The 12696-nt window shown below is 55.2% G+C and carries 15 protein-coding genes and 1 pseudogene; 9 read left to right on the top strand and 7 right to left on the bottom strand.

The features are described from left to right. Nucleotides 1–125: 125 nt before the first annotated feature. A complete protein-coding gene (locus E2481_RS16980; RefSeq protein ID WP_136718353.1) occupies nucleotides 126–908 on the bottom strand; it encodes a cupin domain-containing protein in 783 nt (260 codons plus the stop codon). An 88-nt stretch (nucleotides 909–996) separates the two neighbouring features. Here E2481_RS16980 and E2481_RS16975 point away from each other — a divergent pair, with 88 nt between their 5' ends. After that, nucleotides 997–1671 (top strand): helix-turn-helix domain-containing protein, encoded by a 675-nt coding sequence (locus E2481_RS16975; protein WP_250137863.1) that lies wholly within the window; start codon nucleotides 997–999, stop codon nucleotides 1669–1671. Between the two features lie 70 nt (nucleotides 1672–1741). On the opposite strand, the gene E2481_RS16970 is transcribed toward E2481_RS16975, so the two are convergent. The 4 genes from E2481_RS16970 to E2481_RS16955 form a co-directional block, all read right to left on the bottom strand. After that, the gene (locus E2481_RS16970; protein WP_136718351.1) at nucleotides 1742–2518 is read right to left on the bottom strand and encodes a hypothetical protein; all 777 of its coding nucleotides are present in this window, start codon (nucleotides 2516–2518) and stop codon (nucleotides 1742–1744) included. Nucleotides 2519–2659: 141 nt separating this feature from the next. Beyond that, complete coding sequence (locus E2481_RS16965; protein WP_136718350.1) at nucleotides 2660–2941, bottom strand: DUF7521 family protein; 282 nt, start codon at nucleotides 2939–2941, stop codon at nucleotides 2660–2662. After that, nucleotides 2938–3273, bottom strand: coding sequence for a hypothetical protein (locus tag E2481_RS16960; protein ID WP_136718349.1), 336 nt, complete (start codon nucleotides 3271–3273; stop codon nucleotides 2938–2940). Before E2481_RS16960 ends, E2481_RS16965 begins: the two co-directional genes overlap by 4 nt. After that, on the bottom strand, nucleotides 3273–3617 hold the full coding sequence (locus tag E2481_RS16955; RefSeq protein WP_136718348.1) for an ArsR/SmtB family transcription factor: 345 nt from the start codon (nucleotides 3615–3617) through the stop codon (nucleotides 3273–3275). The genes E2481_RS16960 and E2481_RS16955 overlap by 1 nt, the downstream gene beginning before the upstream one ends. Before the next feature lie 134 nt (nucleotides 3618–3751). On the opposite strand from E2481_RS16955, the gene E2481_RS16950 reads away from it, so the two are divergent. Continuing rightward, a complete protein-coding gene (locus E2481_RS16950; RefSeq protein ID WP_306293931.1) occupies nucleotides 3752–4417 on the top strand; it encodes a YIP1 family protein in 666 nt (221 codons plus the stop codon). A gap of 300 nt (nucleotides 4418–4717) precedes the next feature. Here the strand turns inward: E2481_RS16950 and E2481_RS16945 are convergent, their stop codons facing one another. Then, nucleotides 4718–5002, bottom strand: coding sequence for a hypothetical protein (locus E2481_RS16945; protein ID WP_136718346.1), 285 nt, complete (start codon nucleotides 5000–5002; stop codon nucleotides 4718–4720). A 70-nt stretch (nucleotides 5003–5072) separates the two neighbouring features. On the opposite strand from E2481_RS16945, the pseudogene E2481_RS16940 reads away from it, so the two are divergent. Next, nucleotides 5073–5540 (top strand): annotated as a pseudogene (locus tag E2481_RS16940) (transposase); the annotation flags it as partial. A gap of 544 nt (nucleotides 5541–6084) precedes the next feature. On the opposite strand, the gene E2481_RS19060 reads toward E2481_RS16940, so the two are convergent. Beyond that, complete coding sequence (locus tag E2481_RS19060; protein WP_256867912.1) at nucleotides 6085–6219, bottom strand: hypothetical protein; 135 nt, start codon at nucleotides 6217–6219, stop codon at nucleotides 6085–6087. A 232-nt stretch (nucleotides 6220–6451) separates the two neighbouring features. Here E2481_RS19060 and E2481_RS16935 point away from each other — a divergent pair, with 232 nt between their 5' ends. The 6 genes from E2481_RS16935 to E2481_RS16910 all read left to right on the top strand — a co-directional run bounded on the left by E2481_RS16935 (nucleotide 6452) and on the right by E2481_RS16910 (nucleotide 12604). Continuing rightward, nucleotides 6452–7057 (top strand): hypothetical protein, encoded by a 606-nt coding sequence (locus E2481_RS16935; protein ID WP_136718345.1) that lies wholly within the window; start codon nucleotides 6452–6454, stop codon nucleotides 7055–7057. Between the two features lie 145 nt (nucleotides 7058–7202). After that, on the top strand, nucleotides 7203–8804 hold the full coding sequence (locus E2481_RS16930; protein WP_136718344.1) for a transposase: 1602 nt from the start codon (nucleotides 7203–7205) through the stop codon (nucleotides 8802–8804). A gap of 1347 nt (nucleotides 8805–10151) precedes the next feature. Continuing rightward, nucleotides 10152–11147 (top strand): ParA family protein, encoded by a 996-nt coding sequence (locus E2481_RS16925; protein WP_136718343.1) that lies wholly within the window; start codon nucleotides 10152–10154, stop codon nucleotides 11145–11147. Beyond that, nucleotides 11144–11626, top strand: coding sequence for an acyl-CoA dehydrogenase (locus E2481_RS16920; protein WP_136718342.1), 483 nt, complete (start codon nucleotides 11144–11146; stop codon nucleotides 11624–11626). The genes E2481_RS16925 and E2481_RS16920 overlap by 4 nt, the downstream gene beginning before the upstream one ends. A 221-nt stretch (nucleotides 11627–11847) precedes the next feature. Beyond that, on the top strand, nucleotides 11848–12156 hold the full coding sequence (locus E2481_RS16915) for a toxin-antitoxin system TumE family protein (protein WP_136718341.1): 309 nt from the start codon (nucleotides 11848–11850) through the stop codon (nucleotides 12154–12156). After that, a complete protein-coding gene (locus tag E2481_RS16910) occupies nucleotides 12137–12604 on the top strand; it encodes an HVO_A0114 family putative DNA-binding protein (RefSeq protein ID WP_136718340.1) in 468 nt (155 codons plus the stop codon). The genes E2481_RS16915 and E2481_RS16910 overlap by 20 nt, the downstream gene beginning before the upstream one ends. Nucleotides 12605–12696 lie beyond the last annotated feature (92 nt).

Below are 12696 nucleotides of genomic sequence, written 5' to 3'. Positions count from 1 at the left end.
GTTGTATGTGTTTCAAAACAAAAGGCTTCGGTAGAACTCAAGGGGAAACGGAAGGTTCCGGAAATTCAGAAGAAACACTCTATTGACTACTGTTCGACCCCCGCGAGAACCTTTCTCTGACACGCTTAATTTGTGGACTCTCCAGTAACATCCTTAGGTGACTCCAATTCAGGCTGCTCAACATGTCGGTTCCAAAAGGACGCGTCGAGATACCCATCCGTAATGCCGGTCGCTCCTGACAGCCGAGCTATCCGCCCAGCGGTCGCCCAGAGAACTCGCTGGACCGACTGGGGGACCATCGTCATGACCGTCTCGTCATAAAGATCCGCCGCGATCACGAGCGACTCTACCGGCCCTGGACCAGGAAAGTTGCCGCCCTCATCGCGACCACGTTTGTGGGCCAGTCCCCATGCGGTGTAGAGCCCTTTTACCATCCGAATCGACGGGAGTTCGGCTTTGAATGCAACTATTTCGTTAGTGTCGTTACGGAAGGTATGCTCGTGTCCTGGTTCGACAGTCAGCGATTCTCCGGGGTCGAGTTGGATTGGCTCTCCATCGCGAACGACTGTGAGCTGTCCCTCAAGCGTCTTGAACGTCTCTGTCTTCGGATGGTAGTGGGCTGGCGGCTCGGGCGAGTCCGGCGACACCCACTGGACAAGAACTGGACGATCGGTGTTCCCCGAGTCTGGTCGCTCCAGCAGTGTCGCCCACGTCCGACTCACTGGATCGGAAACGAGTGGACGGGGTGACTGTTGCAGGAGGATACTTGCAGGACTCTCAGGATCCAATTCGAGTGTTGGCTCGTCAATCGGGCTTCCGTTAACGAGTGGGCGGCCAGACCGAATGGTCTCCCCCGTCTTATCACCGGTACTCTGTCCCTCTTCATGGGACTGCGTCTCGGATTCCATCTCCGTTACGTATAACGGACCGACGTAGATGGAGGTTCTGTGAGGTATGCATGTGGGTTTTATCACTGATTCAGTCGATGGACGGGATATGAAACACCTCCACGTCACCGTTCACGTCGACGACGACCATGCACCGGAATTCTTCGAATTATTGGCTAATTCGTCGGCCATCAATGAGACCCGTTTGGTCGACTGGAGCATGGCAGCCGACGAACAGTCGACGCTCCTGTATACTGTCGATGGTGATCCAACCACGTTCGCCGAACGGGCCGCTGACACCGCCGGCATCGATTCGGTGGAACTGTCCGATACCACGCAGGGACAAACATATGTGCTGGTCGTCATGCGACCGCTAGAAACCCCTCTGTTCGCTGCTATCCAGCGAGCAAGTACAGAGGCGGGGCTCATCGTCCGCAAACCAATCGTATATCGCAACGGAACCATGTCTGCCCGCGTCGTCGGAGACGCTTCAGTACTCCAGCGCGCTCTCGAAGATGCCCCCAACGGCGTCGAAGTACAGATCGACGAGATCGGCCGACTTCAGAGTCATGCCAACGATCCAGTAGGTGCGCTGAGCGACAGACAGCGTGAAGCAGTCGGGGCTGCACTCGAACTCGGATACTATACCCAGCCTCGAGAAGCAACTCATGAAGATGTTGCCGCCGAACTTGACTGTGCACCGCCAACAGCTAGCGATCATCTACAGAAGGCAGAAGCAAAAATCATCCGCGAAATGATGGATGAGTTTGGGGGTACTGCATGAGATTCTCACAATAGCACGGTTGCTTGGGCAATTGAAGCGTGTCATTGAACACTCTCTCGTGAGTGACTCCTCAGAGGAGGACCACAGCCACTGCTATACCTAGGAGCAAAATTCCAATGAGGGTGGCGACGAGTACAGGCCAGAACACCCGCAAGACGGTTCGAAGCGGGGTTGTTTCAGACAGGATGAGCGGATGGTCACCTGCTTTGAGTACAGCATTCACCTGGCCGGAACGCGTGCTGACACCGGAGTCATTGTGGACATCTCCGAATACCGTCACTGATTCACCGGGATCGAGGCGGCGTTCGATGTATCGCCGATCATCGCCAACTTTCAGTTCAATGATCTTCAGATCCCACGTTCGTTCTTCTGAATCAACGTCGTCAGTTTGGTCAATGAACTCCTGAATCCGGGCGGGAGGTCGGTCACCACCGTCGACCTCGATAGTCGTGCTCGTATCGAGACCGAACCGGACCCGCGACGGATCTACGATGACACTCGCAGTCTCGTCTTCGAGCAGGAACGGAACTGCGGCACGCCCAGAGTCAATCTCGACCCACGTCATTCCCTTGTCTGTCGTCCGCCGCTCTTTGACCTCGTAGGCAAGGGCCAGACACTCAGTGCCGGTGAATGGGCCCACAAGCCGGTCTTCGTACTGAATCGCTGTCCCCGAGATACTAACCGGGCCCGTTGTCCCTGTCGAGAGCGAGAACACGTCCGTCGACGGGCTGAGGACCTGCCGAATCGCACTAATCTCCCGAAACACAAATCCGAAGGCAAGAAGCCCACCGCCGACTAAGCCGACGATTAGGATCGATCCGACCGGCGAAGATGGGAGACCAACCACGTGTCAAAATTAGTGTGATTGTACCTCAGTGTACCGATACCGGTGCAACCACGGTGAATCGCCTCGGGGTCAAGCCCCGAGGCACTCGGCCAGCTCCGCCTGTAGATTGCAACGATGCCAGCACACTCGGTTCCGGGACGATCAATCCTGCACGAGTCCGTAGAAGACTACCAGGAGGCCGACGATGCTTATTGCTTGGAAGACCAGTGCCGACTGGGTTGTCCCCAAGAGTGCGAAGCTATCGATCACAAACCGGACCAGCGACGCAAAGGGGATCAGCAGGACGAGGCCAACTGCCAGCGCCAGCATCGCAGAGCTGTCATTTCGTCGGTAGCCGCGATAGCTCTGGTAGGCGACAAAGGTCCCGATCAGAAGCGTCGCCCCGTGCGTGATCAGCCCCAGTTGGGTGAGCAGGTCACTCATCGCCGGTCACCTCGACTCCCGTAAATGACCGCCAGCAGAAGGCCCAGGCCGACGAGCCGGAGGCAATTCGTGATGACCGTGATCGCCGCCGTCTCCAGACTGGCGGCTGTCGAGAGCCCGATGTTCGCCATGATCGGGATACCGGTCGTGAACGCGATGCCGACGGAGAGACCAAGCAGGGCGGCATTCCGATCCTGCCAGTAGCGTCGAACCCCGCGCCAGAGGATGATCGCCGAGACGACGATGGTCACGAACAACCCCAGGAACAACAGGATGGCGAACACTGTCTCGGGCGTGCTCGTCGACGCGGTTTGCAGTGGATGTGGGATCATTAGAGGTTCTCGAACAGTTCGGTAAAGTGGTCGGCGACGTCCGATTCCCGGCGCTCGATGTCACACTCGAACTCACCACCTTCGAGACCGATGTGCACGTCCGAGAGTGATGCGTAGTACTCTTTTGCGTGGTGGCCGTCCGGGTCGACCCGCTGTCGCTCCTCGACGAGGTCGGCCGCACGCAACGACTCCAGCCGTCGGTAGACCGTTGGCGGGGACATCTCGCAGTGACTGCTGAGTTCGTCGGCCGACATGCCCTCGACGCTGGTTGCCCTGAGGATCGACTGCGCGTACTCGTCGGCGAGGAGGTCGACCACGTCCTCGAAGGCGTCTTCGTTTGTCATATCGGGGGAGGGCTATTTCGATTGAATTGAGATGTCACAGCGAACGTACTTGGGTTTGCTGGAACGGCCGCCGGACTGCGGAGCGATCGACGAGCCCGACGGCACCGCAGTCGACCGACCACGGAACGTTTAATGTGCTTGACTGGCCACTGCCAGCCGTGTCGTATCGCGCATTCCTAACAGATTTGCGGTCGTTTTTTGCCACACAACGCGACGACCCGAGCCGACTTGCGGTACTAGCGATCGTTGTCGGTACCGCACTGGTTCCCTTGGTCGCGCAGTTATCGCTCACCTCTGTGGTCGTCGTCGGCACGAATTCGGGGCCGACGCTGTCGTACGCCGTCGGTGACCAGACAGTCGACGTCGCCGTTTCGCTCATCACTGGGTCGGTCGTGAGTTTCGCCAGCGCACTCGTGTACTGGCTGGTCGCAACCGTCGGCGCGTACCTACTGACCGCGACGATCTCGGAGGCGGGTGACCTCCGCACCACCTTCTGGATCCTCGGCTGGGGATTCGGCCCGGTGTTGCTCTCGGGTGTCGTCTGGCTCATTGCCATGGTCGTGAGTATCCAGATGACGCCGACACCCGAGACGGCGGCCGGGAGCGCCGAATTTGTCCGGGAGGTTCAGAAGACGGAACTCGTCCGTGCGACCCAGTACCTCGACGGCGTCGCAATCGTCCTGGCAGGAGGCCTCTGGACCGTCGGTATCCAGGTCCTGCGACGGGTGCAATGGTGGCAAGCGGCGCTGGCCGCCGTCCCTGGTGTCATCGTCCAGATTCTCCCCTACCTGTTGTTGTGATCCGGTGAGGCAACCTGAGTTTTCGCGTGAAGGAAGAAAATAGATCGTGGCGAGCGAGCATGAATTGTGGACAGGTGACGCAGAACTGGTCTTACGAGACGAGGTTGTTGAGCTGGTGAACCACAATAACGAGTGAAACCGATTGGAGCTGGAATGTTACCAAACAGGTGGCCGATCAGTTCGAAAACCTCTGCTTCGGAGGATCGCTACAACGGGCTTGATTTCGACGTTTTTCACTCGTTCAGAAGGTGTGCCTACTGAGCGGAGTCAATGTGTTAGCGTCGGTTTCCAATGTGGTAACTATTGAGTCCGTTTGCGGTACTGGCCCAGAGGAGGGAGCGTTCCTTCAGCAACGGTGTACAACCCCAGTCCCAAGAGGACAACTGGCAGGACGGCTGCAATTGCTGGAATGGAACCCGTCACGGTCATGGAAATAAGCGTAAAGACGATCACCGGCGTCAGAAGCAAAACCCCGAATGTAACGAGCGCCCGAAATACTGGTTGTGTCTGGCCTGTTCGATACACAGCAATACCACAGACGGCTGCGAAAGCCACGACGAACAAACCGAGGAGGGCTACGACCATATATTGGCATTTACTATCAATACATATGTACTATCGGGTTTGGTGCTCGGACCTTCTCCTGGACTGAGCACTAATTCCGAAGCGAATCACCCGTACTGAACGGGAGGCCATCGAGTCAATGGACGACGACAACCGCAAGGTGGCTGTGGAATCGGCAGTCGTCGACGTTGAATCGGGTTCCCACCCGATGCGCTTCCTGTACGTGCCGTCGACGAAGGGTGGCGGAACCACTGTATTTGTAACGAATCTTAGAGTCGGACCTGATGAGGCCGAATCGTTCTGTCACCGGTACAGCCGCCGTTGGCAGATCGAAAACGAGTATAAGTCTATCAAGCACGACTTTCTCGCGAAGACATCCTCGAAGGACTACCGCGTCAGACTGTTCTATTTCGTATTCGCGGTGCTGCTGTACAATATCTGGCGACTCACTGACTTTCTGCTGAAAGCGAGCGTCGATGGAGAGATGGACTACGCACCAGTGCTAACAGCTGGGGAATGCGTCGAGCGAGTCTGTGCAGGGCTGATTCCGGGCGACTAAGTCGTCTGAGCGACTGCATTGTGTGTCAGTCGTGAGTGGCTACGCTGTTCTGACCCGGTTCGACGACAACTTTTCTTGGCATCTGAGCTGTACTGACCTCATTTTATCTCAACTCCCCCTCATAGTACGTCGAATATCGAGGATTCCGAGTAGAAGTCGGTCCGAATATTACCATCCTCCGAAACTGTGAACTCCTCACAACCTCGGAGGATGGATTTTGATGCGTGCCTTCTGTTCACGCCATAAACCGGTGAAATAGGCCCTGCCTGTCGGTTCTGGTTTCTGTATTGTTAAGTATAATCAATCTTGTTGCTGAGACACCGTGTCCGAGAATCGCAATACGTGTACCGAATCAGACGCTCTTGGAGGTAAAATAAGGTACGCACCAAAACCCAAACTCCGAAACTGTGGGGGTCGCGGACTACTGGCAGGAGTTGCGACTAGCACTCTCAATGCATGAGCTCGCTACCGTTGCTGAACTCCTGATCGGAGAACGCAGAACATGATACTCGGTTAGCACGTCTGTTCTGGGTCGGATTTCTATTCAGAAATCATAGACCGCAATCTCAGTTGACCCACAACCTGGGCAGGTCTCATCAGGAGCCTCAACAGAATACCCACACTTTCGACACTCCATGTACTTTGTGTCAGTACTGAGACCCCAGTCGAGGATGCTCATTGCGAGGGTTTCGACCAAAGCCAATATATAGGTTTCTCTGAACGTCATTCCCTGATCAAAGACTGAAGCGGTCTCCGGTGTCTGTTCATCACAGCTGTTCTAACCAAAATGTGCTCAAATACACCCAGACGAGGGGAACAGCGACACACCACATGAACAATCTTGGATATTCCGTCGTTTATTGACGGCAAGCCGCGAAAGCAATATACCCCTTTATTTCGTTTAATTATTCATGGATTACTCTATATCACGTCGCAATGCCCTTGCTGGGGGTGGTTCGTTGTTGGCTGGTGGCATAGGTATTTGGTCTATTTGGAGCAAACAGCAAACATCAGATCCGTCACCTCGGACGGTGACTGAAGCATCTATGCAAATTGACCAATGGGAAAAGCTACAGGGTTCAGCAAGTATCCAAGAGTCGACTATCTCAGACGCGAATACAGCAACGCTTGCACTGTCAATAAAATGGACTGGCAACAATGCTCGGTCAGTCGGCTTCTCTTCAAGTATTCCATTTCCAACTGCAGCCTATGATACTGAATCTCCGTCATCGCTAATCCTCGTAACCTCGTCTCGAAGTAAATCTCTCGAGCGGATTAACGACCAAACATGGCTACCATCAAGAGCCGCAGATGGTCGGCTTGGAAACACCCTCCACATTCGGAGTTATACCTTTGAACCGAACGAACGGCAGACTTGGATCTGGAATTTGTGGGGCGATCCTCGTTCGGTGGCATATATTGAACCCGGAAAATATTCGTTTCAAGAAGACTGTTCCAGTCAAGAACCAAATGTACGTGGATTTATTGAATTAAATCTTACTATCGAATCAAAATAGCATAATGTAAATAATCACTCCAATAATGACCGGAATATTCATTATATACAATCTGTACTAAGTACCATTGATAGTATCCTGTGAGTCTATCTTTGGCAATAATGGCAGAATTAAAATCAAGTAAGTTGTCGTGAAAGTTTATTATATGTCGAATCAGCAGTTTCGTCTCACCGAAGCCTATAGCGTTGGCATCACCCTCCGGGAGCGACTCCGGGATGGAACGTCGCTCACTTGTGCCCTCAACTCACTGGACGTCCCATCTGACACGCTTGACGATCGGTATCCCGCCTGGCATCCAGCTCCGTATTCGTTTCCAGGGATTGTCTGCTTGTTTCTCTACCGGGAGATCACGGGCGAGAGCTACCGAACGCTCGCTCAATATCCGGAACTCGCGGAAGCGTTCGGTCTCGATCACATCCCGGATGAGTCGGTTCTTTCGCGTACCTGGAGAAAGAGATTCGACGATGCGAGTCGCGAGTTCATCACCACTGCAGCCCACTACGTCGTCAAAGAGATCCATGATCGGAATCTCAGTGTTCCGGCGGTTCGGCTGAAAGAAGAGGTTCTCACACCGGAGAAAGATCCCGGTGAGTTCTCTGAGACGGAGGAAACCAAGTGTGGCGGGGATTTCACTACCGAGCAGATTCACCAGACAACACGCCTCGCACGGGAGTACGGCTTCGAGGGCTTTGATTCTAGCCGAGCAGTGAACGCCACGTACGACGACACGCAGTTTTTCGAGCTCCAGACCTTCATGGGGATGGTCGGCTGTGGGACCCCGCAGGGGGCCGCTCGGTTTCAGTATCGGAGAGGAGCAGAGTACGGACCCCACGGAGATACACATCTTCGGGCGGTTAAACAATTCTCAGCAGCAGAGCTGATCGAAGGGTTCGATCAGGCCTGTGACCGCCTGCTGTCGGCCATTGCGTCGGAAGCATCGTTCCGGCGGCCAGTGACCGCGGCACTCGACATTACGACCATGCCCTACTACGGCGACGTGGAGGGGATGCCGATGGTCAGTGGGCTGACTCCCGAAGATCGGGCGTTCAAGTTTGCGACGTTGTCGATTGTCGGGCTGAACATTCCGCTTGTACTGGCTGTCGAGCCGGTTCGGGAGAGCTCTGCGTGGGACGACAATACACCAAACAAAGTTCACCGCGTTGTTCGGCGACTAGTGAGCCGAGCACAGGAACATGTGCCTATCGAGACGGTGCTCTGCGACAGAGAGTTCGACTCGATGCGCGTGTACCAGACACTCTCAAATCTCGGTGTGAACTACTTGATTCCGAAGCGGATCGCCAGCGCGGAGCAGGAAGCTATCGAGACGATGGCTGACGATAATCACGAGGTGGCCGTGGAATCAGCAGTCGTCGACGTTGAATTGGGGTCGCACCCGATGCGGTTCTTGTACGTGCCATCGACGAAAGGAGACGGCACAGCCGTCTTTGCAACGAATCTCAGAGTTGGCCCGAACGAAGCCGAGACGTTCTGTCGGCGGTACGGCCGTCGCTGGCAGATCGAAAGCGAGTACAAGTCGATCAAGCACGACTTCCTTGCAAAGACATCCTCCAAAGACTATCGCGTCAGGCTGTTCTACTTCGTGTTTGCAGTGTTGCTGTACAATATCTGGCGACTCACTGATTTCCTGTTGAAGGCGGGTATCGAGGGTGAGATTGACTATGCGCCCGTACTGACGGCGGGTGAGTGCGTCGAATTGGTCTGTGGAGAGCTCATACCGCCTGATTAGACGGAATCGTCTGCCAGGTCCGCACTTCCTGAGTGGCAACACTCTCGTTCGAGGGCAAAACCTGATCAAATTTTGATATATGTCTGCATTTCATTCCCAAGATCCGCTTATACAGCCATTTCATCGGCTATGATCGGCATGAAATAACGGTAATTGGCTTAGTTTTAGTCCATCCTCCGAAACTGTGAACTTCCAGGCCAGGGATTTCTATATAGCGGTATAGGATTTATGATTTCTTGAGAGACTAGATATCGACCAGTATGGGCCTCTACAGACAGTATTTCGAAGTCTGTGGTCAAATTATAGTTGGTCATGATTACCCCAATAATCACGACCAATTTCTAGTACACCGCCGCCGTCGGGTAAGCACGAATGGTGCAACCCTCTCTTGACACCGTTTCCTCAAGTGTAGAAGGGCTGCGAGCGGATGTCCTTTTGCGAGTATAGGATTGGTTGCGAGGTCAGATTACCGTTGGAGACTAGCACGAGGTATCGAGGTTCGAATCGGAATGGACCACTCACCCCTCATCCCCCGCGATTGAAGCCGGAGAAGTCCTCCACGTGGTGATTTAGGGGACTGTATCAGCACCGATACCAAGTTTCCATCTTTGGAGGAGACTCCAGTCGACTGGGTCATCCTTGGTCGATCAACCACGGTGTCGACACCGTCGTCATCCCACTCGAGGCCAGCCACCGAGCGATGTGCCCTCTCCGGTGTGGTCTCTCGAGAGACCGCGGACCAAGCCAGCGGCGCATGGTTTGCATGCTCGATGCACAGGTTCTCACTAGTCCCAGATCCGAATGTCTATCCGGAACTCCAGTCGTAGCAAGTGAGGAGATCGGCCTCACGAGACACGTTCTACCGCCCTTCGGACACGTGGAGGGAGAACCGGCCTCGTTGCCCTCTCACAGCGAGAGATCGTACCCCTCTCCACCACTTCCCGCAATTTTCGACGAATATTCAATACGGTAACTCCGTGCAGTGATGCTGAACAGGAGTTCGTACCAGAGATACCCCCCAGTAATACATCCCGTTTATCTGTAACAAGTATCTGTAACATAGATCTGTGACAGACATTGATAGTAGATGTCAATGACAGCAGATCGGCCCAGACACGATCTGTCAAGACAGATATTTGGCACAGATAGCTGTAACAGATAACCACCACAGAACTCCATAACAGACAGACTGATTCGAACAGCATGCAGAAAAACTATAACAGATACTTGCTACAGATGTCTATTGCAGATGTCTATTACAGACATCCATCACAGATGACCATCACAGGCATGCGGCACAAACGTCTGACACAGATTTATGCCATCGGGGGTGTAAGTACGTCGTGTATGATTACGGCCGTAGTCTACTCGGAATCGGGCGGGACGTACAAAACGACCATGACGGCCAATATCGCAGTCGCCCTGGAACGAATGGGAAAGAACACTCTTGTGCTGGACCTCGACCCACAGGAGGGGAACCTGACCAGCCTCTTCGACGTCGGAGAACACCGGAGCGATCCGGAAGCGGACAACCTGGTCAAACACATCCTCGATATGCCGGACGGGGACTTCGACGATTTGATCGAAACGACCGCCGAAGGCGTCGATGTCATCCCGAGTCACGATATGCTCGGGGACTTCACTTCGAATCTGGAGCAAAAAATCGCCTACGAAACGGGGATGCAGAACATGAGCCGCGAGGAGTATCCCCGGTTCGAACTCCTGTACGAACTGCTCTGGGACACTCAAAACCTACAGGAGGAATACGACGCCATCCTGATTGATCCGAACGCACGTGCAGAGGACCTGCTGTATAACGCGATATACGCGCTTCGGACACTCGTTGCCCCCGTCAAACCGGCTGGCAAGGGAAATCTGAGCCTGGATGGACTCGACGAACTCGTCGGGAACATGGAGCGCGAGTTGGACATCGAAATCGGACTGTCGTGTGTCGTTCCTTCCGGTGTGGGCCAAACGAACGCCCACAAGCAGTACCAGCAACAGTTCGAGAACACGGAGGCGTTCGCCACACCGGTCACGATCAGCGATCGGGAAAGCCTCATGGACGCGATGTGGGAGGCCAGAGGGTCGGCGTTCAAAGTCGTCGAAGAACGGTGGAAGACCTTCGAGAGCGACGGCGAGATGGTGAGTGAACCCGGCCGCCGGAGAATTCGGGACAGGGAAGTCGAGACGCTACGGAGGTTGTACACACTCGCCTCGTTCGTCGCGACGGAGACGTTCGATACCGACGTGGATCCAGTCCTGGAACTCGAAATCCGGGATCACGGGACGCGGACGATCGACCTCACTGAAGACGACCTAACGGAGGCCAAAACCGTATGAGCAACTTCAAATCCGGTTCGGGGAATCTCGACTTCGGCGGTGACGAAGACGAGGACGGCGAACCATCCGAACAAGCCCCGCAACCCCAGGACGAAGGTCACGAAGAGCCCGACACGGGAACATCGACCGAGTCCACATCAGCGTCGGCTAAGGATGCGTCGTCCGAGACGGAGCGCCCGTCAGGAGATGGTTCGGACGGGGCATCCACGGGGAAAGCGGCTCAAGCCACAGCTGAGACGTATCCGTACTTCGTCCGGCGAAACAACGTCGGCGACGAACGCGACACGCGACTCGAAGTCCACCTTCGGGACGAAGTAGCCGACCAGGAAGCTGAGTTCCGGAACGACCTTGCAGAACACCTCGATACGAGCGAAGTCTCGAAAACTGATGCCAGGGAATTCGCCCTGCTCGCGGCATATCGAAATCCGGAGCAGGTCGCTGAACTGATGCGAGCGGAAGGGTTCGGCACGTTCGAGTGACGTTGGAACAGGATCATAGCCCGCTCGAAAGCATACACCATTATTCGCTATATGTAGATGTGACAGTTCTGAAGTTGGGCAGGTCCGAATCAATTCGTTGGATGTTAATGGTTCTTAACACCACTTTCACCAAACAACATATACACAAATATATGAATTATCAGGCATCTTCGCCGGGTAAGGTTTATGTCCGTTGGGGTTGAAACACAACATAGGAGACGATGCCTGCGTCAGTTGTGTACCGGGACGAAAGCGAGAAGCCGGACGGGAGCCGGTACGAGATGGTCGCGTGGCGAGTCCCGGTGAGCGAGGACTTCCCGCAGAGGCTGAAGTACAGCTTCCAGTACATGGACGCTGACGGCGACACGCTCCTGCGATACGACAACGCGCCCTACCACCTGGACGTCGGCCGGCACCATCGACACACACCCGAGGGCGACATCACGAAACTCGAGTTCACAGGCCTCTCCGACCTGATCGCTGACTTCCAAACCGAGGTGACCGAAATCTATGAGCAACGAACCGACTGATACCGAACCCACGCACGACGAATTCACGCCCGACCCGGACGAGGTCGAATACCCTTCGACCCTCTGCATCACGTCGCTGCCAGCGGAGCAGGCACAGCAGGCGGCCATCGAGCGCGCCGAACAGTGGGAGGACGGCGAAGAGGTACCCCACGTCGTCAACTTCGAAGACCGGGCGCGGCTCCGCCAGCTGCTCACCGACCGGCGGATGGAGCTCCTCGAGGAGGTGATGGAACATCCACCCGAGAGTATCCGCGCGCTGGCTGACCACCTCGACCGCGACGTTCACGACGTTCACGACGATCTCCATTTGCTGGCCGAGTACGATATCATCCACTTCGAAGAAGACGGGCGCGCGAAGAAGCCGTACGTCCCCTACGACACGGTCCGAATCGAAGTTGAGTTCGGCCTCCCTCGTGGCGAAGGGTCAGAGTCTGACGCATCGGCGTGAATCGCGTTGACCCGGTTTCGGTGCGACTGTGGCCGGTTGCGCGTCGATATTTTCCCGACCCTCGTTCTGCACACGTCCACCGGAAACGCCGT

The organism is Halorientalis salina (assembly GCF_005049285.1).
Taxonomy (GTDB): Archaea; Halobacteriota; Halobacteria; order Halobacteriales; family Haloarculaceae; genus Halorientalis; species Halorientalis salina.
The sequence above is the reverse complement of the archived record's forward strand: the minus strand, read 5'-3'. Positions and strand labels throughout refer to the sequence as shown.